Annotated in this window: 19 protein-coding genes; 9 read left to right on the top strand and 10 right to left on the bottom strand. The window is 64.2% G+C overall.

From position 1 onward, the window contains the following. Window positions 1-128 precede the first annotated feature (128 nt). The 4 genes from QD228_RS05590 to xseA all read left to right on the top strand — a co-directional run bounded on the left by QD228_RS05590 (window position 129) and on the right by xseA (window position 4,644). Window positions 129-1,154, top strand: a complete 1,026-nt coding sequence (locus tag QD228_RS05590; protein WP_255304463.1) for a tripartite tricarboxylate transporter substrate binding protein — start codon at window positions 129-131, stop codon at window positions 1,152-1,154. Further along, window positions 1,151-1,591 (top strand): tripartite tricarboxylate transporter TctB family protein, encoded by a 441-nt coding sequence (locus tag QD228_RS05595; RefSeq protein WP_077378995.1) that lies wholly within the window; start codon window positions 1,151-1,153, stop codon window positions 1,589-1,591. The genes QD228_RS05590 and QD228_RS05595 overlap by 4 nt, the downstream gene beginning before the upstream one ends. Window positions 1,592-1,609: 18 nt before the next feature. Next, window positions 1,610-3,112 (top strand): tripartite tricarboxylate transporter permease, encoded by a 1,503-nt coding sequence (locus QD228_RS05600; protein ID WP_084209371.1) that lies wholly within the window; start codon window positions 1,610-1,612, stop codon window positions 3,110-3,112. A 161-nt stretch (window positions 3,113-3,273) separates the two neighbouring features. Next, entirely contained in the window at window positions 3,274-4,644 is a 1,371-nt protein-coding gene (gene xseA / locus QD228_RS05605; protein WP_271302373.1) for an exodeoxyribonuclease VII large subunit, read from the top strand. A gap of 292 nt (window positions 4,645-4,936) precedes the next feature. On the opposite strand, the gene glrR is transcribed toward xseA, so the two are convergent. The 6 genes from glrR to QD228_RS05635 form a co-directional block, all read right to left on the bottom strand. Further along, window positions 4,937-6,304, bottom strand: a complete 1,368-nt coding sequence (gene glrR / locus QD228_RS05610) for a two-component system response regulator GlrR (protein ID WP_127736341.1) — start codon at window positions 6,302-6,304, stop codon at window positions 4,937-4,939. A gap of 121 nt (window positions 6,305-6,425) precedes the next feature. Next, window positions 6,426-6,992: a hypothetical protein gene (locus QD228_RS05615; protein WP_077378987.1), complete on the bottom strand. Its 567-nt coding sequence runs from the start codon at window positions 6,990-6,992 to the stop codon at window positions 6,426-6,428. Window positions 6,993-7,036: 44 nt separating this feature from the next. Continuing rightward, window positions 7,037-8,533, bottom strand: a complete 1,497-nt coding sequence (locus QD228_RS05620; protein WP_077378985.1) for a HAMP domain-containing sensor histidine kinase — start codon at window positions 8,531-8,533, stop codon at window positions 7,037-7,039. A gap of 1,211 nt (window positions 8,534-9,744) precedes the next feature. After that, window positions 9,745-11,055, bottom strand: coding sequence for an amino-acid N-acetyltransferase (gene argA / locus QD228_RS05625; protein WP_136939061.1), 1,311 nt, complete (start codon window positions 11,053-11,055; stop codon window positions 9,745-9,747). Between the two features lie 300 nt (window positions 11,056-11,355). Beyond that, complete coding sequence (locus QD228_RS05630; protein ID WP_077378980.1) at window positions 11,356-12,639, bottom strand: inorganic phosphate transporter; 1,284 nt, start codon at window positions 12,637-12,639, stop codon at window positions 11,356-11,358. 41 nt (window positions 12,640-12,680) lie between these two features. Then, entirely contained in the window at window positions 12,681-13,361 is a 681-nt protein-coding gene (locus tag QD228_RS05635; protein ID WP_077378976.1) for a TIGR00153 family protein, read from the bottom strand. A gap of 480 nt (window positions 13,362-13,841) precedes the next feature. Between QD228_RS05635 and QD228_RS05640 the strand changes: the two genes are divergently transcribed. Together QD228_RS05640 and QD228_RS05645 are read left to right on the top strand one after the other, a co-directional pair. Beyond that, entirely contained in the window at window positions 13,842-14,849 is a 1,008-nt protein-coding gene (locus QD228_RS05640) for a CYTH domain-containing protein (RefSeq protein ID WP_279874738.1), read from the top strand. 165 nt (window positions 14,850-15,014) lie between these two features. After that, window positions 15,015-16,055 (top strand): ion transporter, encoded by a 1,041-nt coding sequence (locus tag QD228_RS05645; protein ID WP_279874739.1) that lies wholly within the window; start codon window positions 15,015-15,017, stop codon window positions 16,053-16,055. A gap of 104 nt (window positions 16,056-16,159) precedes the next feature. Here QD228_RS05645 and QD228_RS05650 read toward each other — a convergent pair whose 3' ends face one another. The 3 genes from QD228_RS05650 to QD228_RS05660 form a co-directional block, all read right to left on the bottom strand. Beyond that, window positions 16,160-16,969: a 5'-nucleotidase, lipoprotein e(P4) family gene (locus QD228_RS05650; protein ID WP_279874740.1), complete on the bottom strand. Its 810-nt coding sequence runs from the start codon at window positions 16,967-16,969 to the stop codon at window positions 16,160-16,162. A 161-nt stretch (window positions 16,970-17,130) separates the two neighbouring features. After that, window positions 17,131-17,754, bottom strand: a complete 624-nt coding sequence (locus QD228_RS05655; RefSeq protein WP_077378966.1) for an L-threonylcarbamoyladenylate synthase — start codon at window positions 17,752-17,754, stop codon at window positions 17,131-17,133. Between the two features lie 141 nt (window positions 17,755-17,895). Continuing rightward, window positions 17,896-18,900 carry a PHP domain-containing protein gene (locus QD228_RS05660; RefSeq protein ID WP_240499608.1) on the bottom strand — a complete coding sequence of 335 codons (1,005 nt, stop codon included), beginning with the start codon at window positions 18,898-18,900 and terminating at the stop codon, window positions 17,896-17,898. 255 nt (window positions 18,901-19,155) lie between these two features. On the opposite strand from QD228_RS05660, the gene QD228_RS05665 reads away from it, so the two are divergent. The 3 genes from QD228_RS05665 to mnmC all read left to right on the top strand — a co-directional run bounded on the left by QD228_RS05665 (window position 19,156) and on the right by mnmC (window position 22,516). Beyond that, complete coding sequence (locus tag QD228_RS05665; RefSeq protein WP_077378961.1) at window positions 19,156-19,737, top strand: septation protein A; 582 nt, start codon at window positions 19,156-19,158, stop codon at window positions 19,735-19,737. Next, window positions 19,737-20,036 (top strand): YciI family protein, encoded by a 300-nt coding sequence (locus QD228_RS05670; RefSeq protein ID WP_077378958.1) that lies wholly within the window; start codon window positions 19,737-19,739, stop codon window positions 20,034-20,036. Before QD228_RS05665 ends, QD228_RS05670 begins: the two co-directional genes overlap by 1 nt. Window positions 20,037-20,281: 245 nt before the next feature. Further along, window positions 20,282-22,516: an FAD-dependent 5-carboxymethylaminomethyl-2-thiouridine(34) oxidoreductase MnmC gene (gene mnmC, locus QD228_RS05675; RefSeq protein WP_279874741.1), complete on the top strand. Its 2,235-nt coding sequence runs from the start codon at window positions 20,282-20,284 to the stop codon at window positions 22,514-22,516. Between the two features lie 72 nt (window positions 22,517-22,588). Here mnmC and QD228_RS05680 read toward each other — a convergent pair whose 3' ends face one another. Further along, window positions 22,589-23,326 carry a response regulator gene (locus QD228_RS05680; protein WP_279874742.1) on the bottom strand — a complete coding sequence of 246 codons (738 nt, stop codon included), beginning with the start codon at window positions 23,324-23,326 and terminating at the stop codon, window positions 22,589-22,591. Window positions 23,327-23,355: the final 29 nt, after the last annotated feature.

Consider the following 23,355-nt stretch of genomic DNA (forward strand, 5'->3'; position numbering starts at 1 on the left):
CGCGCTCCTACCATGCCGGTATCGCAACTACCGCTGCGATATACCGATCAGACAGCGCCACCCTGTCGCCATGAACATAAAGCAAAAGGCGCTGTGAAGACAAAAACAACAGCCATCAGGAGCACACCATGCGCCAGTCCCGACGCCTGCCCTCTTCCCTTCGCGACATCACGCCGTTGCGCCTCGCCGCCGCCATGGCTGCGCCGCTCGCGCTGGCCGCGGCAAGCCTGGTCGCCATGCCCGCCGCCGCGGCCGACAAGAGCGAATGCATCGCCCCGGCCAAGCCCGGCGGTGGCTACGACCTCACCTGCCGCCTGGCCGCCAACGGCCTGCTGGAAACCGGCATCATCGACTCGCCGATGATGGTCACCTACATGCCGGGTGGCATCGGCGCGGTCGCCTACAACCACGTCATCGGGGTACGCAGTGATGACCCCAATCTGGTCGTGGCCGCCAGCACCGGTGCCGCCGTCAATCTGGCGCTGGGCAAGTTCGGCAAGTTCAGCGCCGATGACGTCCGCTGGGTTGGCGCACTGGGGGTCGACTATGGCGCGGTGGTCGTCAATGCAGACGCCCCGTGGCAGACCCTCGATGAACTGATGCAGGACCTCAAGGCACACCCCAGCGAGATTCCCTTCGGCGCCGGCGGCACCATCGGCAGCCAGGACTGGATGAAGGCTGCGCTGATCGCCAAGTCCATCGATGTCTCGCCGCGCAAGCTGCGTTACGTGTCCTTCGAGGGCGGTGGTGAAGCCCTGGCGGCACTGCTGGGCAATCACATCAAGGTCTATACCGGTGATCTGTCCGAGCTCAAGTCCCAGCTTTCCAGCGGCAAGATTCGCGTACTGGCCGCGCTGTCCGAAGAACGCATGGACGGCGCCTTCGCCGAGATTCCCACGGCTGCCGAACAGGGCTATGACGTGACCTGGCCGATCTGGCGTGGTTACTACATGGGCAAGGACGTCAGCGATGCCGACTACGACGCCTGGGTCGAACGCCTCAAGCAGTTGAGCGAAAAGCCGGAATTCGCCGAGATCCGTGAAGCGCGCGGTCTGTTCCCGATCCAGAAGTTCGGCGCGGATTTTGACGATTACGTGAAAGGCCAGGTCGCCGACTTCAAGACCCTCGCCAAGGAAGTGGGACTGACAAAATGAGACTCGCCGCCGATCGCATCCTGGGCTTCGCCCTGATGGGACTGGCGGCGTTCATCGTCGCCCAGTCCCTGAGTATCGAAGTGCCCTTCGCCTACGACCCGGTAGGCCCCAAGGCCTTTCCCATCGGCCTCTCGATCCTGATGGCCATCTTCTCGCTGGTGCTGATCCTGCGCCCCGGCCCGGAAGGTGACTGGCCATCCGCCAGCGTGATGCTGCAACTGGGGCTGGTGATGGTGATCCTGATCGCCTTCGCCTTCTTCTTCGTGCGCCTCGGCTACCCCATCACGGCCGTCGCCGCCATCACCGCCATCGCCCGTCTGTTCGGTGCCCGCTGGCGCGCTGCCTGCGTGACCGGGGTGCTGATGGCCGGCGCAAGCTACGTGCTGTTCACCGCCGTGCTGGAAATCTCGCTGCCGACCGGGCTGTGGTTTTCCTGATTCCGAGAGGGCTTTCTCATGTTTGATTTCATCCTCCAAGGCTTTGGCGTCGCACTGACGCCACTCAACCTTGGCCTGGCCTTCAGTGGCGCACTGCTGGGCACCTTGTTCGGTGCCTTGCCGGGCATCGGCCCCATCAACGGCATCGCCATTCTGATGCCGCTGGCCTATACCCTCGGCCTGCCGGCGGAATCGGCACTGATTCTGCTCGCAGGCATCTATACCGGTGCCGAATACGGCGGCCGGATGTCGAGCATTCTGCTCAACGTGCCGGGGGATGCCGGCGCCGTGATGACCACCCTCGACGGCTATCCGCTGGCCAAGCAGGGCCTGGCGGGACCGGCACTGGGCATCTCGGCGATCAGCTCCTTCGTCGGTGCCAGCATCGCGATCCTGGGTCTGACCCTGTTCGCCCCGCTGCTGGCCAAGGTGGCCGTGCAGTTCGGTCCGGCGGAACTGTTCACCATGATGGTGTTCGCCTTCGCGTCCATGTCGGTGATGATGGGCAAGGACCCGGTCAAGACGGCGCTGGGCGCCATTCTCGGCGTGCTGATCGGCACCGTCGGCGTCGATTCCGGCACCGGTATCCAGCGCTTCACCTTCGATATCCCCGACCTCTACGACGGCATCGACTTCGTGGTGCTGATCATCGGCATGTTCGCGATCAGTGAAATCCTGCTGATGCTGGAAAGCCGCCTGCAGCATGGCAAGACCGGCGCCCTGCCTGTCATCGGCCGCGTCTTCGTGACGATGAAGGAAATCCTCTACTGCAAGGGCGCCATGCTGCGCTCCGGCCTGCTCGGCTTTTTGATCGGTGTGCTGCCGGGTACCGGCGCCTCGGTGGCGGGGGCCGTCTCCTACACCACCGAGAAACGTGTCAGCGACAAGAACAATACCTTCGGTACCGGCGACATGCGTGGCCTGGCCGCGCCGGAAGCCGCCAACAACGCGTCCGCAGCGGGCTCCTTCGTGCCGATGCTGACCCTGGGCATTCCGGGCTCCGGCACCACCGCCGTGCTGCTGGGCGCGCTGATGCTCTACAACATCACGCCCGGCCCGATGATGTTCAGCGAGCATCCCAAGGTCGCGGGCGGCCTGATCGCCTCGCTGTACATCGGCAACATCGTGCTGTTGCTGCTCAACCTGCCGCTGGCCGGCTTCTTCGCGCGCGTGCTGACCATCCCGCGCTGGGCGCTGGTACCGGGCATCGTCATCCTGTCCTTCGTCGGGGTCTATCAGCTGCATTCCGACATGGGGGCCATCTACCTGATGCTGGGCATCGGCGTGCTGGGCTACCTGCTGCGCAAGCTGAACTTCTCGCTGGCCACCATCGTGCTGGGCTTCGTGCTCGGCGGACTGATGGAAGAGAATCTGCGTCGCGCCCTGGCCATCAGCGGTGGCGACAGCAGTATCCTGTGGCAATCGGGCATCTCGCAGGGCCTGTGGCTGGCCTCGCTGTTGCTGCTGCTCGGGCCTTTCCTGCTGTCACGACTCGGCAAGCGCAAGACGCGTACAGCCTGAGCAAGGCACCCCGTGTGGCACCCCCCAAGCCCCCGTTCTCCCTCAGGAGTCCGGGGGCTTCTTGGTGGCAGGCTCCCCGCCTGTGGCATCATGGCCCTCTCCATCTACCAGACAAGCTCCGCTACGGATTCCCCCACAAGCCCTCACACAAGGATTGCCGCGTGTTCGAAACATCGTCTGCCGCCGATGCCATCAGCGTCACTCAGCTGAATCGTGAGTCCAAGCGCCTGCTGGAGCGGGGGCTGGGGGAGCTCTGGATCGAGGGGGAAATCTCGGGCTTCTCGCAGCCGCGTTCCGGCCATTGCTACTTCACGCTCAAGGATGACAACGCCCAGGTGCGTTGTGCGCTGTTCAAGAGCCGCGCCCAGTTCCTGCGTGAGAAGCCCAAGGATGGTGACCGGGTACGGGTGCGCGCCAAGGTGTCGCTGTTCGAGGCGCGTGGCGACTATCAGTTGATCGTCGAGGCGCTGCAGCAGGCGGGGCTGGGGGAGTGGCTGGCGCGCCTGGCGCGCCTCAAGGAGCAGCTGGCAGCCGAGGGCGTGTTCGCCAATCAGCGCGCCCTGCCCCACCCGCCGCGCCATCTGGGGGTGATCACCTCCGCGACCGGCGCGGCGCTGCAGGACGTGATCGCGGTGACCCGCAAGCGCTGGCCTCAGGCACGCCTGAGCGTGCTGCCGGTGGCGGTGCAGGGGCCACAGGCGGTACCCCAGCTGATTCGTGCGGTGGCGATGGCCAATCGCGACAGCGATTGCGATGCGCTGCTGATCACGCGGGGCGGCGGCAGTCTCGAGGACCTGTGGGCCTTCAATGACCAGCATCTGGCGCGCGCGATCTTCCACTCGCGCCTGCCGGTGGTGGCGGCCATCGGCCACGAGACTGACACCACACTGGCGGAACTGGCCGCCGACCTGCGCGCGCCCACGCCATCCGCCGCCGCCGAGGCGCTGTATCCGGATCAACGTGCCCAGGTGCAGCAGCTGGCTGCCCTCACGCAGCGCCTATGGCGTGCTCAGCGCGGACGGCTCGATCAGGCGGCACAGCGACTGGATCACGCCCGCTCGCGCCTGCGCCATCCGGCGCGCGAGCTGCAGGCCCAGCGCCAGCAAGCCCGGGAACTGGAGCGCCGCCTGCACGCCGCAGTGCGCATGCGCATGACCAGTGAGCAGCAGAAGGCCGACCAGCTGACCCGCCGCCTGCAGCAGGCCAGCCCCGCACGTGACATCCAGCGCCATCGCCAGCAGCTGGCGATGCTGACACCACGCCTCGACAATGCCCTGCCGCGCCGGCTGGCAGCGGATCGTGAGCGACTGGAAGGCGCGATGCGTGCACTGAATGCGGTCAGCCCGCTCAACGTGCTCAACCGCGGCTATGCCATCGTCGAGCGCGTCGGCGGCAGCCAGACGCCGGCAGCGGACGACAGCAAGGTGATCCGCGCCGCCCATCAGACCCAGCCCGGCGAGATGCTCTCGATCCGCCTCGGCGAGGGCCGTCTGGCCGTCGAGGTCAAGCGCCGCTACAAGCCCAGACCCTGAGCACCTGATCGGCACTGATGCGCCACCAGACCGAAAAAAGCCCCGCTACCGGAACCGGTAACGGGGCTTTTTCATGGGCGGTTCACGTCAGATACACCGGACCGCTCTTGATCACTCGCCTTGCGCACCACTCACACTGACACGCGTGAACGGCTACACAGGTCTTGACCCTGGTCTTTCGCGTGACTTCGGACGCGCTGGATCGCGTTTGACCTTACGCCCTTCGCGCAGCTCCGGGCGCGCTGGATCGCTTTTGACCTTACGCCTTTCGCGCAGCTTCGGGCGCGCTGGATCAAAAGTCAGGCGGACCCTGCTCGGCGCCCGGCTTGAAGGCGCCCGGCTCCAGATCATGACGTCCCAGCAGCTTGTAGAAATCGGTGCGGTTGCGCCCGGCGATCCGCGCGGCCTGGGTCACGTTGCCTTCGGTGATCTTGAGCACCTTGATCAGATAGCTGCGCTCGAAACCGGCACGCGCCTCGGAGAAGGACGGCAAGGCGTTCTCTTCCGCGGCCAGCGCCTGGGAGACCAGCGCTTCCGGAATCATCGAGGAGCTGGTGAGCGCGACACACTGCTCGACCACGTTGACCAGCTGACGCACGTTGCCCGGCCAGGCACTGGAGGCCAGCAGATTGAGCGCTTCCGGCGAGAAGCCCTTCACGAACGGCTTGTGGCGGGCAGCCGCCTGGCTGATCAGGTACTTGGCCAGCAGCGGCACATCCTCGGCACGCTCGCGCAGGGCGGGCAGCTTCAGATTGACCACGTTGAGGCGGTAGTAGAGATCTTCGCGGAAGTCGCCGTCATGCATCGCCTTGTCGAGGTTGCGGTGCGTGGCGGAGATGATGCGCACATCGATGGGCACTGACGTCGTGGAGCCCAGCGGGCGGATCTGACGCTCCTGCAGCGCACGCAGCAGCTTGACCTGCAACGCCAGTGGCATGTCGCCGATCTCATCGAGGAACAGGGTACCGCCATCAGCGGCCTGGAACAGGCCCTGGTGCGCGCTGACCGCACCGGTGAAGGAGCCCTTGGCGTGACCGAACAGCTCGCTTTCCAGCAGTTGCTCCGGCAGCGCGCCACAGTTGATGGCGACGAAGGGACGCGAGGCACGGGGGCTGGCGTTGTGGATGGCCTTGGCCATCAGCTCCTTGCCGGAGCCGGACGGGCCGGTGACCAGTACGCTGACATCGGAAGCCGCGACCATGCGTGCCTGCTCGAGAATCTGCTCCATCTGCGGGGAACGCGTGATGATGCCGGCACGCCAGGCATCGTCACCCTCCTTTACGGGCGGCGCCTGGGCCAGCGCCTCGTCGATGGCCGCGAACAGCTCATCCTTGTCGACGGGCTTGGTCAGGAAGCTGAACACGCCCTGACGAGTGGCACTGACGGCATCCGGAATCGAGCCATGCGCCGTGAGCAGGATGACCGGCATGCCCGGCTGACGCTTCTGCAGCTCACCGAACAGCGCCATGCCATCCATCTCGTCCATGCGCAGGTCAGACAGCACCAGGTCAGGACGCGCCGCCTCCAGACGGCTGAGCGCCTCACGGCCGCTACTGGCGGTGGTGACCTTGAAGCCACGGCTTTCGAGACGCATGCCGAGCAGCTTGAGCAGACTTGCATCGTCATCCACGAGCAGAATATGCGCTTGAGCGTATTTCACACTAACTCTCCTTGCGGGCCTGTCGCTCGGAAATCCCTCCGACGTCAGTCCCGCACAGTCTTGCGTCATGCAGCCGGTTGGGCCAATGACAGTTCGTGGCCAGACACGCCCGGCATCGGATTCAGGGCGTGGTCTGACGGCGAGAATTGATGGCTTCCTCGATGGCGGTCAGCGCCTCGAGCTTCTTGCTGAGCTGGGCGTTCTCGGCACTCAGCTTGCGGCGGACGCCTTCGCTCTTGTCGCGATCCGCGATCAGGCCGCGACGCTCCTCCAGCCCGTTGAGCCACTGGCGCAGCAGCGGCTGCAGACGACTCGGCGCGGTGGGCAGGTCCGCCTTGTAGAGGTCAGAGGCCAGTTCCCAATCGGACTCGTCTCCCCAGCTGAGCACGATGGCACGCGCCAGACGACGGTCATGGCGGTTGCCTTCCAGCTGCATCAGGGTGCTGTCGCGCCACTGATCGTTGCCGCGTTGAGCCTGCAGCGCAAAGGCGACCCACTCATCCAGCAGGCAGTTTCCTTCCTTGAAATCGGGCAGATCGCCCGCCCCATGACAGCTGTCCTGAACGCTGGGAGTATCGGCGACGTGTTCGTTGCCCGGCAAGGTGATATTCGACAGGGCGCCACAGGCACTGAGCAAGCTGACCAGCATGCCGGTGGTGATTCCCGTCAACAGTCGTTGACCCTTCATCACTTCTCTTCCTTGCGTGTCTGATGGCACTCTCGGGTGCCATTTCATGTGGTATGGGGTGCACTGTCACCCCCCAGCAGGACCTGCTCACCTTCCTGACCAGAGGAGGGTGAGCGGCTGGGGGTCGGCAAGGTCAGGCGGAAACAGACGTCGGCCTTGGCGTCCTCCACCAGCGCCAGTTGACCAAACTGGGCGCGAGCACTGTCGGCGGCCACCGAAAGACCGATACCGGAGCCCTTGAGCGGCCCCTTGCGCTTCACCGCGCCCTGATAGAAGGGCTGGAACAGGTGATCGCGGTCCTTCGGAGCGATCGGTTCGCCGCTGTTGGCGACCTCGATCACCAGCTGGCGACGCTCCTTGCGCGCCCTCAGCCATAGATCGCCGCCATCTTCCCCATAGGCGATGGCGTTGGAGATCAGGTTGTCGAGAATCCGGCCGGTACGCGGACGATCCGCCTCCCAGCTGAGGCTGGCGGGTGGCAGGTGCACGCGCATGCCCTTCTTCTCCAGTGCCAGGCGGTGCTTTGACAGCACTTCCTTGAAGACTTCGTGCACATCGAAGCGGCTACGTTCGAGCCCCTGATTGTGTTGCAGCAGATTGTAGTCCAGGAGCTGCTCGATCAGCTTCTGCAATTCCTTGCTGGAGTCATCCAGCAGGCCAAGAATTTCCATCTGATGCGGGCTGAGCGGACCGGCGACCTCATCGATCAACAGCCCGGTGCCTTCACGGATGCTGGCCAGCGGTGTCTTGAGCTCATGCGACATGTGACGCAGGAACTGCTGCTTCTGCTCTTCCAGCTCATCCAGACGCGCCGCCAGCCAGTCGAGACGCTCACCCAGCTGGACCAGCTCGGCGGGCCCCTTGATGAGCGGACCCTCTCGGTCGGTGCCGCTGCCGAGACCATTGATGCGCCGCTCCAGCTGACGGATGGGACGAATGATCAGCCAGGTGAAGAACAGCATCAGCAACAGACTGATGGAGACGAGCGCGGCCGTCTGCCACCACAGTTGAGTCTTCACCTGGGAGGCGCGCGCACGAATGCCCTCGATGCGGGCATCGACGAGTTCACGGGTGGAGTTCAGAAGGCCGCTGGCCTGGATGGAGAAGGGACCGAAGTCCTCGAGATGACTGCTGACCTGCGCCACGCTCATCTCCGGCATGCGCTCGAGTTGCGACAGCGAGCCCTTGAGTTCGCTGACGCGCGGGTCTCCCTCGCCCAGCAGGCGCGCCTGCTCGTCCAGCAGCTCGCGGAAGGCACTGGCCTTGTCAGCGTAGATCTTCATCAGATCCGGATTTTCCAGCACCGCGTACTGGCGTGCGCTGCGCTCCATCTCGACGGCGAGATTGGTCAGGGTGCGGGCTCGGCGAGTCTGGTCAACCGCCTGGCGAGCGCTGACATCGGCCAGCTCCGAGAGCTCGGAGAGTGCCTGACCCGCCTGGAACATCAGCACTGCAATCGGCAGCATCACCACCATGAATGCCATCAATACCAATTGAAGCAGAGAGCGGGGGCGCCAGTGCCGTGTCACCTTGGAGGCCATTGAAAGAACTCTATGCAGGAAAGGGGTGGTCATCATCGAATCACGTCTTCCAAGGATACCAGAGTTCGCCAGCGCCCATCGCGGTTGCCAGTTCGTTAATCAATATGATTCTGATTTAATTCATCCCCGCTCGACGACAGAAACCGCGCCCGGGCAGGTGTCGTGGATGATTCACTTGACCCATCCTCGTGAAACGCACAAAAAGAGGGCCGGCAAGAGCCGGCCCAAGTACGCAGGGAACTGAAGGGTCAGTCATCACGACGAATGCCTGTTACCTGGAGAGCAGACCTCCATCGTGATTGCTGGGCCTGACAGGTGGTCTGCCTGTCGCTGGCCCGGGAGTCGCCAGTGCCACCTGGTGGTCGTTCCAGGTCAGTTGACACTCGCCTCGGACAGGGTCCGAGCTCCCTATCGGATACATCACAGGGGGGCGATGCATCGCAATGCTTGCGGCGCTCGCCGGGCACTTCCCGGCGCTCACCTGAATTCCGGGGATGGCGGTGACGGATCAAGCATCACCGCATCCAGTATCGGGCATCCATGCCCGGGCATCCTTGCCCTAAAGATACTTTCCATGCCCTCTGGGGGCCGTACCTGTCTCATCGCAACCTGAAGTCACACATCGCGTGGAGCAGACGCTTGGCCTGTCAGCGATCACGGAGCGCACAGGGTAGTGAGTACCGTCATCGCTGGAAGGCCGGAGAAAATGTCCATTTTCATGGGCACTCCCTCGTGCTCAACATGACTATTGCCAACGCCGTGCCAATAACCGCAAAACACATTCAAAAACAATGACTTGAAAAGACACAAAAACCGGCATCGGCGTGGATTCCCACGCACGAGACGTGAAACGATGAAATACACGTCCTTTTCGTCGCAAAATGCCAACAGTTATCGTTGGTATCCGATTTTCTCCTTCCATATCAATCAATTGAAACGTCTCTTTTGCAAGACATCGCGCCACTCACTGATCCAGAAGTGCGACATCGATCCAGAAGCGCGGCATTGATCCAGAAGCGCGGCATCGATCAAGAAGTGCGACATCGATCAAGAAGTGCGACATCGAGCCAGAAGCGCGGCATCTTGCCGGAATTTCCCGCGCATCATGCACAAGACCCCCGTCAGTCACCTGAAAGTTCAGGCGGCTGACGGGGGTCGAGAGTCTTGAGGGCGACGGCAAGCGTCTTGAGCGCCACGTGCTTGGGTCGTGACTAGAGCGCCTTGATCAGCACCTTGGAATTGCGCGCGGAGTTGTAGATCTCTCGTCGCATCGGCGGGAGGTCATCCAGGCCGGCTGACACGAAGCCGTGCTCGATGAACCAGTGCAGGGTATGCGTGGTCAGCGCGAACAGATGCGTGAGGCCACCACGCCGTGCACGCACCTCGATCTCGGCCAGCAGCTGCTCACCCCGCTGGCCACGACGGTAGTCATCATGCACGGCCACGCAGGCCAGCTCGCCCATGGCAGCGTCACGACTGACATGCAGGGCTGCACAGCCGATGATCATGCCGTCACGCTCGAGCACGACATAGTCGTCGATCTCGTGCTCGAGGCGTTCACGCGAGCGAGCGACGAGGATACCGCGCTGCTCCAGCGGCCCCAGCAATGCCAGCAATCCTCCGACATCCTCCAGGCGTGCCTTGCGCAGCTGTTCGTAGCCCTGGCGGGTGATCATGGTGCCGATCCCGTCGCGGGTGAACAGCTCGCCCAGCAACGCATCGCGATCCCGCCAGCTGAGCAGGTGAGTGCGACCGACGCCGCGCCGCGCCGCACCACAGGCCGCGGCCAGATGACGAGACAGTTCGCTGTCATCCTCACGTGGCGGCGCCAGGGCGGCGGCCTGCTCAGGGTTGAGCTGACGCAACAGTACGCCATGCTCATCGAACAGCCCCTCCCCTTCTCCCAGCAGGATCAGCTTGTCGGCGGCCAGCGCCACGGCCGCGTGCTCGGCCACCTCGGCCGCATCGAGGTCGAAGACTTCGCCGGTGCTGGAGAAGCCCAGCGGCGGCAGCACCACGATGGCCTGCTGGGAAAGCAGCCCCTGGATGGCCTCGCTGCGCACCCGACGCACCTCGCCACCGTGCAGGAAGTCGACGCCCTCTCGCACGCCCAGCGGCTTGGCCATCACCAGATTGCCCGACACGGCGGAGAGCTCGACACCATGCAGCGGGGTATTGGGCAGCCCCAGCGACAGGCTGGCCTCCAGGCGCAGGCGCAGCGTGGCGACCTGCTGCTCCAGATGCGCGAGGATGTCACGAGTGACGACCCAACGTCCCTGATGACGCTCGGCCTCGATTCCCACTCCCTCCAGTGCTTCCCTGACCTGCGGACGCACGCCGAACACCACCACCAGTCGCACGCCGAGGGTGTGCAGCAACGCCAGATCCTGAATCAACTGCGTTCGTCGTGAGGAAGACAGCGCTTCGCCTTCGATCAGAATGACGAAGGTGCGCCCACGGTGAGCGTTGATGTAGGGAGAGGAGTTGCGAAACCAGTCCGCGAAGGGAAAACGCGTGTTCAAGAGCCAGCTCCGTGCAGGAGGGAGGAAAATGACATGTCAGGCATGCCCGTGAATCATCATATCAGCGCCGCAGCCTGCACGGCGAGCGACGCCCCTGACATCCATGCGGCCTAAACGAGAAAGGCGACCCGAAGGTCGCCTCTCTTTTTTTTAAAAAACGTTTTTTCAAAAACGTTTTTCAAGTGCGTCTTGCCGATACATCTTGCCGATGCGTCTTGCCAATGCATCTTGCGTGTTTCTCTCATGCAGCGCCCTGTCGCACACCCCGTCGCAAGCCCGGGCGCTGAGGCAGATGTCGGCTTAGCCGAACATGCCCTTGAACATGAAGAAGAACAGGATCGACAGGATCGCGCCGGCCGGCAGAGTGATCAGCCAGGACATCACGATGGTACCGATCACGCGCAGGTTGAGCGCTGCCATGCCGCGTGCCAGACCTACCCCCAGCACCGCACCGACGAGGGTGTGGGTGGTGGAGATCGGCAGGCCGGTGCCGGAGGCCAGCACCACGGTGGAGGCCGCCGCCAGGGTGGCCGCGAAGCCACGAGACGGGGTCAGCTCGGTGATGCCGGTACCGACGGTGGCGATGACGCGGCGACCATAGGTGACCAGGCCGACGACGATACCGCCGCCACCCAGCACCAGTACCCACCAGGGCATGCTGGCCTTGGCACCGATCTGACCGGCGGAATCGACGACACTGATGATGGCTGCCAGCGGACCGACCGCGTTGGCCACGTCGTTGGAGCCGTGGGCGAAGGCCATGGCACAGGCGGTGAACATCATCAGCAGGCCGAAGACCTTCTCGACGCCGCTGAAGTCGAAATCATCCCCGGTGGCGCGATTCTTCTCCTTGAGGCGAGAACGCGCGACCTTGCGCTCCATCAGCACGCCGATCCCCATCACGATGGCACCGATGACGACGGCCAGCAGCAGGCTGGACTCGAAGCTCAGGTGCAGCCCGACATGCTTGAGGCCCTTGACCATGGTCACCATCGAGATGATGAAGCCGACCAGGAACATGTACATCGGGACATAGCGCTTGGCGGCCGCGAACGGGTCTTCATTGTCGAAGATCAGCGTCTGCACGGACTTGAACAGCACGAAGGCGATGGAGCCCGCCAGCAGCGGCGAGACCAGCCAGGAGGCCGCGATCTGACCGACCTTGGGCCACTCGACCGCATCCACGCCGAGACCCGCCGCCGCGAAGCCGACGATGGCACCGACGATGGAGTGGGTCGTGGAGACCGGCCAGCCCTTCATGGACGCGATCAGCAGCCAGATACCGGCGGCCAGCAGTGATGCCAGCATGCCGTAGACCAGGAACTGCGGATTCTGGATCAGCAGTGACGGGTCGATGATGCCCTTGCGGATGGTATCGGTGACTTCACCACCAGCCAGCCAGGCACCGAGGAATTCGAAGATCACGGCGATGACGATCGCCTGCTTGATGGTAATGGCCTTGGAACCAACCGAGGTACCCATGGCATTGGCGACATCGTTCGCGCCTACACCCCACGCCATGAAGAAACCGAATACGCAGGCAAGGATGACGAGCACATCGCCGTATTGAGCAATGATGGACATTAGGGAACTCTTGAGCAGATGGCAGGACGTCCTGACAGCGCTTAGCGCGCCATCAGGATCTGCAGTCGGGTACCGACCTTTTCAGCTTGATCGGCGACATCGCCGACCCAGTCGATAATCTTGTAGAGGAAGATCACGTCGACCGGTGGCAGAGCGGCTTCCAGCGAGAACAGGGTCTGGCGGATCGCGATCTGCTGTTCGTCGGACTGCTTCTCGAGCTCATGCAGCTCATTGATCAGCTTGTCGACCAGCTCGCTCATGTTGCGCCCGAAGCCGGACTCGACAAGATCTTCCAGCTCGCCCAGCGCACGGCGCGCCTGGCAGACCGATTCGACCGCAGTCTTCAGATACTCACGCATGGCGGGCACCAGCGCGGTGGGTATCTGCATGTGGCGACCCAGCATGATGCCGGCGATATCCTTGGTGACGTTCGCGATGGAATCCTGGACATGGATCAGCTCGAGAAGGTCGGAACGGGATACCGGCAGGAACAGCGAATTGGGCAGATTGAGACGCAGCTGCGTCTTCAGTTCGTCCGCTTCACGCTCCAGCTTGCTGATGGTCTGACGAATGCTGGCCGCCTGATCCCAATCACCCTGTTCGCAGGCGTCGAAGAAGGTCAGCAAGTGCTGGGCACAGTCGTCTGTCTTGATGATGTGGGTGTGCAGCGCCTTGAAAGGCGAGCGCCCGAACATCGAAGAGAAAGGGTTGGTCGTTACCATAGTGGCCGTCGGCGTTAAGGATTGACGCGCGGAGTGTAGCAAAGCCTTTGTGACGATCACATAACTTTCATCGTAACGACACGATACCGCCATGCTGTTGTACTTCACGCAACATCAGCGGCAGTCGGGGGGAACTCGAAGGATTCCAGAGGAGAGATTGTCATGTAGCGACAGGACGCGGGGTCGCTGACTGATTACATTGTTCATAATATAACCAAGGAGTTGGCGGCAGGCAATTCATGTCACACAAATGTCACGATACTGTCATATCACTGTGATTCTGCTGACGGATCACCTGCCGTGGGAAGGCTGGCGACACGCTCCGCGCTTGCCTTGGCAAGGGACAGGCGCGAGCATGAAGCCGCCGGGGGCTGCCTGTCCCGGGATCTCGGACAGGCCGCCAGCGTCCTCGTATCGCTGTCGTCATCCATGCCCGGCCATCTTCATTCTTCATCTTCTCGTACAGGGAGTGCCGTCGTCATGGCGCAGGAAATCGAACTCAAGCTGGCGCTGACCCACAGCGGCCTCGGACGCACGGCGATTCTGGAACGTCTTGCGGACATCGCGGAACTGGCTGGCACCACGCCCCGTCGTCGCTGGCTGGCCAATACCTATTTCGACACGCCTGAGCATGCGCTGGAACGCGCCAAGATGGCATTGCGCCTGCGCCGCAGTGGAGAGGATGCCGACAGTACGGGCCCCTTGCGCCAGACCCTCAAGACCAGTGGCGAAAGCCATGGCGGCCTGCATTCGCGGGGCGAGTGGGAATGGGCGCTGCCCGACGGCCAGACAGGCCTCGATCTCGATGGCCTGCGCGGCCTTCCCCCTCTGCAGGCGCTTGAGGAAGGTCCGCGTGAGCACCTGCTCGGCGCCCTCGCCCCTACCTTCAGCACGGATTTCGAACGTCATGCCTGGCAGCTGGAGCTGACGGTGACGCAGGATGGCCAGACAGCGGGTGTCGGCGTCGAGATGGCGCTGGATCTCGGCCACGTGAAGGCAGCAGGTCGGGAAACGCACATCCGCGAGATCGAACTGGAACTCACTGGCGGTGACGACCTGAGCGCCGAGCAGCGCGAAGGGGTGCTGTGGACGCTGGCGGAATCCCTGGCCAGCCGACTGGCCCTGCGCCCGGCAGATGCCAGCAAGGCACGCCGCGGTGCCGCACTCAGAGATGGCGAATGGCACGAGAAGACGCTGGATACCACCGACACGAATGCCCTGCTCGCCGCGGCCATCGATGCCCTGGATGCACATGCCGACCGCCAGCAGCAAGATGACATGCGCTGGCACGACCACGCCCTGGCCGCCTTCTCGGCCCTGGCCTCGCGCCTGGCCGCCAGTCAGCATCCCGGTCATGTCCATGCGGTGGCGCTGACGGAGGCGTTGAGCGAATCCCGTGAGCAGGGCACGTCAGACAGCTGGATGACAGCGGCCTTCGGTCAGCAAAGCCTGTCGCTGCTGGCGGCATTGCGCAGCCGAGGCCAGTGAGACAGCTCATTAAAAGCTCAGTGAGACAGCTCATCGAGAAAGCTCATTGAGAGACCCCGGTGAAATCGCTCGCTGAGCGCCAGGCCATCGCGCCCTCACCTGCCCTGCCCCCACCATCGCGTCGCAGCCCGCCCCGGCGCTGCGACGCCAGTCAAGGAAGCCCGCATGCCTGAACGCCAAGGGCCGGCCAACGAATACGGCAGTACGTCACAATCCGCCACCGCCCCCCCTCGCTCCAGCGATTTCGAGCCGGCCAGCGGCAGGCTGCGCGCCCGGCTGTTCCACTGGATCTTCGAGTCCGACACCAAGGCGGCCAAGGCCTTCGATATCGCGCTGGTCGCGATGATTCTCGCCAGCGTCGCCGTGGTGATGCTCGATAGCGTGCCGTCGCTGAATGCCCGCCATGGGGAGCTGTTCCGTATCCTGGAATGGACCTTCACCCTGCTGTTCACGCTGGAATACGCAGTACGCCTCTATTGCCTCAAACACCCCGGCACCTGGGCGAAGGGCTTCTACGGCGTGCTCGACCTGCTGTCGATCGCCCCGACCTGGCTCTCGCTGCTGATTCCGGGGGCGCAGGCACTGCTGGTGGTGCGCGTGCTGCGTGTGCTGCGGCTGTTCCGCGTGCTGCGCCTGATGGCCTTCGTCGGCGAAGGTCGCATGCTGGTCGAGGCTCTCGCGCGCAGTCGTCGCAAGATCCTGCTGTTCTTCATCACCGTACTCAGCATCATCACGGTATTCGGTGCCCTGATCTATCTGATCGAACCCCCGGAAGCCGGCTTCACCTCCATCCCCAAGGCGCTCTACTGGGCGGTGGTGACGCTGACCACGGTGGGCTACGGCGATATCGCCCCCATCACGCCCTTGGGCCAGTTCATCTCGGCGATGATGATGATACTGGGCTATTCGATTCTCGCCGTGCCCACCGGCGTGTTCTCGGCCGAGGTGCTCAACGGCCTGCGCATGCAGCAGACCAGCGATGAAGCCTGCCCCGGCTGTGGCCGTGAGGGCCATGATCGCAATGCCAAGTACTGCAAGTTCTGCGGCACCTGGCTGGATGAAGACACGCGTGACCCACGCGAGCCAGAGCCTGAACCAGAGCCTGAGACAGACCCAGAACCCGGACCTGAGCCCGACGCCGAGCCGCCAGCGAAGGAGGAGGCCCCCTCCTCAGGCGACGATTCCCCCGACCGCGATCGCAGTTGACGAGGCCGAGTGTCACTCGGCACACGACAACGCCTCGGAAATGACAACGCCCCCGAGACCGCAAGGTCCGGGGGCGTTGTCATTCAGCCGGAAGCCGGCAAGGGCTAGCGGTCAGAGAAGGGCTTGTCCCAGGCGGTCAGCGTGGCCTCGCTCCAGCTGCCGTAGGAGGCATTCGGCAACATGATCCAATCCTTGCCGAAATGCTGCGCCTGCTCCGCGACCAGCGCCTTCTGCTGCTCGGGCGTCTTGTCGGAGAAGTCATCCGCGAAATCATGCAGGCTGTCGCCCAGCTGCATCACGATGTCGTGATCCTCCGCGATCGCCTGGCGACGCACCGACTTGCTCGGCCCCAGCAGGCGCACATGGGCGTCATCGACACCGGGCAGACCCAGGGCTTTCAGCGTGGTGACCGTGGCGTCCTTGTTCTCCTCGTAGCGATCCGACACGTAGTAGATCGCCACGCCACGCGATGCGGCAAGTTCGAGGAACTCCCTGGCACCCGGAATCAGGGTCGGCTTGCCCTCTCGCTCCCACGCCTTCCAGGTGTCCCAGCCCGTGAAGTCATGACAGGCCTTCAGATCACGCACCAGCAGCGCGGAGTTGTCGATCACGGTTTCATCAAGGTCGGTCATGATCGCGGCAGGTTTCTCGTCATCACGCGATGCCAGCAGTGTCTCCAGATGACGTGTCGCCAGCGCATAGCTCTGACGCTGCAGGGCCGCGACTTCCGCCGATTGCTGCTGATAGCGTAGTGCCATGGCATATGCTGCCGGCGGACACTGCGCTGCCTCGGGTGTCTCGGCCGCCTGACTGACGGGAGCGACTCCCAGGCCCATGATTCCTGCCAGTGTCGCGACCCTGGTGGCTCTCGCCAGCAACGAGACACGCGCTTGAGATGAAGACGTGATCGGCATCGATGATCCTCTGTGCATGATAGGTATGTCGTTGAATTATCAAGACAGCCGAATATTAACACTCAGCGTTATTGAATTCCTGTTCAACGACCTCGCCTGCCATGTCGCCACCCGCTTCTCGTCGTCATGAGCATCTCGCCACGCGCGTCACGCGGTGTGCCTCACTCGACGAAGTTCGAGATGTCGCCTCGTCCTTCGCGCACGATGACGGGCGGCAGGTCGCGCAGGTCCACCACGCTGGTGGCCTCCAGGCGGCAGGCCCCACCATCGATGATCAGATCCAGCGCATGCCCGAAGCGCTGACGGATCTCTTCCGGGTCCGTCATCGGCAGCTCCTCGCCCGGCGGAATCAGCGTCACGCTCATCAGCGGCTCGTGATGTGCCTCCAGCAGGGCATGCGTGATGGCATGGTCCGGCACGCGCACGCCGATGGAGCGACGCTTGGGATGCAACAGCAGGCGTGGCACTTCGGTGGTTGCGTGGAGGATGAAGGTGAAGGCTCCGGGCGTGTGGCTCTTGAGCAGCCGGAAGACGGCATTGTCCACCTTGGCGTAGGTGCCGATTTCCGACAGATCCGAGCACATCAGGGTGAAGTTGTGCTTGTCATCGAGTTCACGCAGACGCTTGATGCGCTCGATGGCTTTCTTCTCGCCCAGGTGGCAACCCAGTGCATAGCCGGAATCGGTCGGGTAGGCGATCACGCCCCCCTGCCGAATGATGGCAACCGCTTGATCAATAAGACGTTTCTGCGGGTTTTCAGGGTGTATCTGGAAAAACTGTCCCATGCGGCGCTCCTTGCGTCAGCACAGTGCGCCGGGCACTGGCGCACTGATCTCGGCGAACTCTCGGCAAATTCTCGGCGAACTCTCGGCAAGACCGGCCTGACACGACGCGACACGCCAGTCAGGCCGGCTCTGCCATCTCTATCACATGGTGGCGGTGGCGGCCGCAAAAAAGGGTGCAAGGCGCGGATGACACCAGACGGGCGGCACTCTGGTGCGCGGTGGCGGACTCATGCTGCCGGGTGCCAGCGGCCCCCCGGGGAAGTGGAAATCACTGCCGACGGAAGCATAGAGGCCTAGTTCATCCAGCTGACGCGCCAGGTCACGCGCACGGTCGATGTTCTGGAAGCCGCTGACCAGCTCGGCGGCCTCACCGCCGGCAGAGATGAAGTCCCGCAGCAGCTCACCGCGCTTGGTGCGGGTCAGCTTGTAGCGCATCGGGTGCGCCATCACCGCGACACCGCCATCAGCACGTATCCATCCCACCGCCTCTTCCATCTCGGGCCAGTGTGCCTTGACGTCGCCCTTCTGGCCGGAGCCCAGGTGACGCTTGAAGGCATCCTGAAGATCACGGGCCAGCCCCGCCTCCACCAGCGCGCGCGCGAAGTCGGGCCGCGACAGGGGGCGGTCTCCCGACCCGCTGAGCGTGGCCTGCTCACGGGCACGCTGCATGGCATCACTCAGTCCCAGCTTCTCCATGCGCGCGGCGATCTCGTGACTGCGCCGCTCACGTGCATCATGTTGCTGCCTGAGGCCGGCGCTCAACGCGTCTCCGGCGCCCTCGGGCATCAGCGCCACCAGGTGGATGGTCTGATTGCGCCAGCGCACGGACAGCTCGCAGCCCGGCAGCAGGGTGACGCCATGGGCAATCGCCGCCTGCTGAGCCTCGAAGATGCCTTCCATGCTGTCGTGATCGGTCAGTGACATGCGCGAGACGCCGCGCCGCGCGACCAGCGCGACCAGCTCTGCCGGCGCCATGCCGCCATCGGAGGCGGTCGAGTGCATGTGCAGGTCGATGTCCGGCACCTCGATGTCCGTCTCGAAACGCTGGGGCAGCGCGCGGGGGACCGGACGGGCAGGCGGTGGCGATGATGGCTGGTGAGCGGGCGACTCGGATGTCGGCGGATGGTCGGACAGGACGTCGGACACGGGAAAACCTCTCGGGATGAACGTCCAGAGCCTCGAGTTGCCGATCATGCTGGCAAGCCCTCGGCAAGGACGTCAGGGGCAGTGTTGACTGCCGTATATGTCTGGAAGCCACATGGGCTTTGTCAGCAGGCAGCAATGGCGGCAGAATGAACGCATGCAGGCAAGGGTGCGCCGCTGGTTGCCAAAGGATACCACTCGCACAAGCCCTTGCCTTCCCGACGGCACCGCCGTCGTGTCCAGGAGTGTGTGTTTCTCATGAAGATGTTGCTCGACTTTCTGCCGATCGTGATCTTCTTCGCCGTCTACAAGACGACTGGCGACATGATCATGGCCACGGCCGTACTGATCCCTGCCACCCTCGCCCAGGTGCTCTATATCTACTGGCGTCACAAGCGTGTCGAAAAGATGCAGCTGGTCACGCTGGCGCTGGTCGTCGTGCTGGGTGGCGCGACCGTGCTGTTCGGCAACAGCGCCTTCATCCAGTGGAAGCCGACCGTGGTCAACTGGCTGTTTGCCGTCGCCTTCCTGCTCTCGCCGCTGTTCGGCGGCAAGCCGCTGGTGGAGCGCATGATGGAGAAGGCGATCCAGCTGCCGCGTGCCATCTGGCACCGCCTCAACCTGGCGTGGGTGGTATTCTTCCTCGCCATGGGCGGCCTCAACATCTATGTCTTCAGCCACTATTCGGAAGACATCTGGGTCGATTTCAAGCTGTTCGGCATGCTTGGCCTGACACTGCTGTTCGTCATCGTTCAGGGCGTCTATCTGTCCCGTCACATGGTGCAGGCCCCTCAGGAAGAGTCTTCCTCTTCCACCTCTTCACATAAGGATGATTCGTGATGCTGTATTCCATTGTCTGTCAGGATGTCGAAGGTAGTCTCGAAGCGCGCATGGCAGCACGACCGCCACATCTGGCACGTCTTGAGGCCCTGAATGCCGCAGGCCGTCTGGTCATCGCAGGCCCCAACCCGGCCATCGACAGCGAAGCACCGGGAGACGCCGGCTTCAGCGGCAGCGTCATCATCGCCGAGTTCGATTCCCTCGAAGAGGCCCAGAAGTGGGCCGATGCCGATCCCTTCGTCATCGCCGGTGTCTATGCAAGCGCCGAAGTGAAGCCGTTCAAGCAGACACTGCCCTAGTCCTGACTGCCGCTCGGCCGCTGACCGGCAGCTTCGCCCCCTGACGACGGACAGCCTGGCTGTCCGTCGTCTGCGTTGGAGACGTTGCCCGGCCACTGCCCTGATGCCCTGCTCTCCCGCTCGACCTCCTGCCAGGAATGCCCGTGAACGATCGTCCCTCCTCCCCCCGCCAGCCTGCTTCCGCCACGCCTGAGCCGTCCGCATCGTCAGTGTCCGATGCGGCGCCGAAGGACAGGCCGGACGCCATGACACGCAAGTCTACGACGACGCCACCGAGCGCGATCGACCCTGTCACGGCACCCGGCGTAGTGCCGGAGGTCCCGCTGGCACCGCTGGCCGCGCTGGAAGAGGCACGCCTTGAATGGGATGACGCGGCCCCACAGGCCATGGATTACGGGGATGTGTACTTCTCGATCCACGATGGCCGCGCCGAGACCGTACACGTCTTCCTCGACAGCAATCGTCTGAGCGAGCGCTTCCGTGACTGGCGGGTAGCGCGCCCCTTCGTGATCGGCGAGACCGGCTTCGGCACCGGCCTCAACATCCTGTGCGCCGCCCAGCGCTTTCTGGCCACGGCACCCGCCGAGGCACGCCTGCATGTCGTCTCGGTGGAAAAGCATCCGATGCGTGCCGCGGATCTCGAACGCGCGCTGTCCGCCTGGCCGGATCTCGCCTCACTGGCGAAACCGCTGGTGGCACAATGGCCGGCTGCGGTACTCGGCGTGCATCGTCTGTGGCTGGATGAGCGCATCACGCTGGATCTGCACTTCGGCGATGCCGTCGAGCGCCTGTCACGCCTCGAAGGAGGCGTGGATGCCTGGTTCCTCGATGGCTTCTCGCCGTCGAAGAATCCGGAAATGTGGTCACCGGCGCTGTTCGCGGCCATGGCCGGCATCTCGCATCCCGAGGCGACCTTCGCCACCTTCACCGCCGCGGGCTTCGTGCGACGCGGCCTGCGGGCGGCAGGCTTCGCCTGGCGCAAGGTGCCCGGCCATGGCATGAAGCGCGAGATGATCTGCGGCGAGCTGGACGCCGCCACCTCGGCGGCGCGCGCCGAGCTGATGGGGCTTGCCGAAAGGCAGGGACAGCATGACCAGCCCCGTCCCCCGCTGACATCGCCCGCACAGCGCGGGGTGCTTCATCCGCTGCGCCGGGAACAGCCCTGGACGCAGCCGCCCCAGCCGGCGCCCATCTCCCGCGAGACACACGTCGCGGTACTTGGCGCTGGCATCGCCGGCACCAGCTGCGCCGAGGCGCTGGCGCGGCGTGGCGTGAAGGTCACGCTGATCGACGCCGAAGCCCCCGGTGCGCGGGCCTCCGGCAATACCCAGGGGGCGCTCTACGTGAAGCTGGCCGCCGAGACCAACCCTGCCAGCCGCTTCCAGCTGGCCGCGTTGCAATACAGCCGGCGCTGGCTGGCAAGCCTCGACCCCGAGCAGACCCTGTGGTCCGCCAGCGGCGTGCTGCAGCTGGCCACCAGCGAGCGTGAGCGCAAGCGCCAACAGCGCTTCGCGGACAATCACCCGCTGCCCGAGGCGCTGCTCAGGCCGGTCACTGCCGGCCAGGCCAGCCAGATCGCCGGCAGCGAAATCACCTTCGATGGCCTCTTCTATCCCGTCGCGGGCTGGGTGCGTCCGAAGGCGCTGTGTCAGCACCTCGCCGCCACGCCGGGCATCAGCTTTCGGCAGGCGCGCATCGAGGCCATTCAATCGCTGGGGGCCGAGGAAGATGGGGGTTCTGGCGACGCCGAGCCAGCGCCACGCTGGCAGCTGCAAGCCAGCGACGGCAGCTGCCTGGAAGTGGATCAGCTGATCGTCGCGCTGGGGGAGCAGACTCACCTGCCCGAGCCGCTCGCGCATCTGCCGCTGCAGCCGATTCGTGGTCAGGTCAGCGAGATCACGGTGCCGCCCGAACAGGCAGCAGGGCTGCCCATGCTCAACAGCGTGGTGTGTGCCGGTGGCTATGTCTCGCCCTGTCAGCATCACGCCGACGGCAGCGTGACGCTCAGCTTCGGCGCGACCTTCGCCCCGCGCGATGAGGATGACTCGGTACGTGAAGCAGACCACAGCGCCAATGTCGCCGAGCTGCGCAGTGCGCTGCCCGCCTTCGTCGCTGCCTGGGAGCGGGCGCGTGGCGTCAGGTTGGAAGACGATGCCTGGCAGGGGCGTGTCGCCTGGCGCGCCGCCAGCCCCGACAAGAGCCCGCTGGCCGGCCCGGCACCGGACGCCGCGCAATGGCGTGAGGATTACGCCGCCATGGCCTTCGATGCGAAAAAGCGCGTGCCATCACTGAGCGGCGCCCATCTGCCGGGGTTGTGGCTCTCCACCGCGCATGGCTCACGCGGCTTCACCACCGCACCGCTGTGTGCGGAGCTGATCGCCTCACAGCTGTGCGGCGAGCCGCTGCCGCTGGAGCGCGAACTGGCCGAGCACCTGCACCCGGGACGCCGCCTGATCCGCGATATCGTGCAGCGGCGCTGAGGCATTGGCGGACATTGGCAGACATGGGTGGGCATTGGCAGAGACACAGGGCTCGCCCTCCGATGACGTCCTTCAGGGGAGCCGGCACTGCCTGGCAAGCGCCTGACGATCGATGACCTGATAGGTGAAGGAGGGGCGGCCTATCTGGCCGTAGTGGAAGGCCTCGCTGAGCATGCCGCAGGCCGCCAGATGGCGCAGGTACTTGCGGATGGTCACGCGCGACATGCCCGTGGCGCTCAGCAACGCCTCGCTGGTGAAACTGTCTTCATCGCGTGGCAGCGCCTGGATGGCACCGGCGACCAGCGCCAGGGACGCCGCCGTCACACCCTTGGGCAGGCGGCCATCAGACACCGTCCCCGCCGCGCCACTGACCGCCATCTGCGAGCCGAACAGCTGGTCCAGCTGCTGCTGACTGACCTCCCCCTCGAGACTCTCCAGCTGCTGGCGACCACGCCGTGCCAGTGCCAGCGCCTGCTGGAAGCGGGCGAAGCTGAAGGGTTTGACCAGGTAATCGCATACTCCGAGCGCATGCGCGCTGCGCACCGTGTCCGCCTCACTGGCGGCGGTGATCAGGATCACCTGGATGTCAGGGGCGGCATGGCGTCTCAACCAGCGCAATACCTCCAGACCGCTGCGGCTGCGCAGATAGACATCCAGCAGCACCAGGTTCACCGCCTCCTGCGCCAGCACCTCCAGCGCCGCGGCGACATCCTCGCACTGGGCGACCAGGCGCATGCCATCGATACGATTGAGGTATTCGACATTGAGACGCATGACCATGGGGTCGTCTTCGACTATCAGCACACGCATGCGCTCAGGCTCCTTGATCATGCGGGGTC

The sequence above is a fragment of the Cobetia sp. 3AK genome, assembly GCF_029846335.1.
Taxonomy (GTDB): domain Bacteria; phylum Pseudomonadota; class Gammaproteobacteria; order Pseudomonadales; family Halomonadaceae; genus Cobetia; species Cobetia marina.

Coding starts and splice junctions, on each gene's coding strand:
- QD228_RS05590 (WP_255304463.1), top strand. CDS start 129: ATGCGCCAGTCCCGACGCCTGCCCTCTTCCCTTCGCGACATCACGCCG.
- QD228_RS05595 (WP_077378995.1), top strand. CDS start 1,151: ATGAGACTCGCCGCCGATCGCATCCTGGGCTTCGCCCTGATGGGACTG.
- QD228_RS05600 (WP_084209371.1), top strand. CDS start 1,610: ATGTTTGATTTCATCCTCCAAGGCTTTGGCGTCGCACTGACGCCACTC.
- QD228_RS05615 (WP_077378987.1), bottom strand. CDS start 6,992: ATGAAGGGTCAACGACTGTTGACGGGAATCACCACCGGCATGCTGGTC.
- QD228_RS05620 (WP_077378985.1), bottom strand. CDS start 8,533: ATGGCCTCCAAGGTGACACGGCACTGGCGCCCCCGCTCTCTGCTTCAA.
- QD228_RS05630 (WP_077378980.1), bottom strand. CDS start 12,639: ATGTCCATCATTGCTCAATACGGCGATGTGCTCGTCATCCTTGCCTGC.
- QD228_RS05635 (WP_077378976.1), bottom strand. CDS start 13,361: ATGGTAACGACCAACCCTTTCTCTTCGATGTTCGGGCGCTCGCCTTTC.
- QD228_RS05640 (WP_279874738.1), top strand. CDS start 13,842: ATGGCGCAGGAAATCGAACTCAAGCTGGCGCTGACCCACAGCGGCCTC.
- QD228_RS05645 (WP_279874739.1), top strand. CDS start 15,015: ATGCCTGAACGCCAAGGGCCGGCCAACGAATACGGCAGTACGTCACAA.
- QD228_RS05650 (WP_279874740.1), bottom strand. CDS start 16,969: ATGCCGATCACGTCTTCATCTCAAGCGCGTGTCTCGTTGCTGGCGAGA.
- QD228_RS05655 (WP_077378966.1), bottom strand. CDS start 17,754: ATGGGACAGTTTTTCCAGATACACCCTGAAAACCCGCAGAAACGTCTT.
- QD228_RS05665 (WP_077378961.1), top strand. CDS start 19,156: ATGAAGATGTTGCTCGACTTTCTGCCGATCGTGATCTTCTTCGCCGTC.
- QD228_RS05670 (WP_077378958.1), top strand. CDS start 19,737: ATGCTGTATTCCATTGTCTGTCAGGATGTCGAAGGTAGTCTCGAAGCG.
- mnmC (WP_279874741.1), top strand. CDS start 20,282: ATGACACGCAAGTCTACGACGACGCCACCGAGCGCGATCGACCCTGTC.
- QD228_RS05680 (WP_279874742.1), bottom strand. CDS start 23,326: ATGCGTGTGCTGATAGTCGAAGACGACCCCATGGTCATGCGTCTCAAT.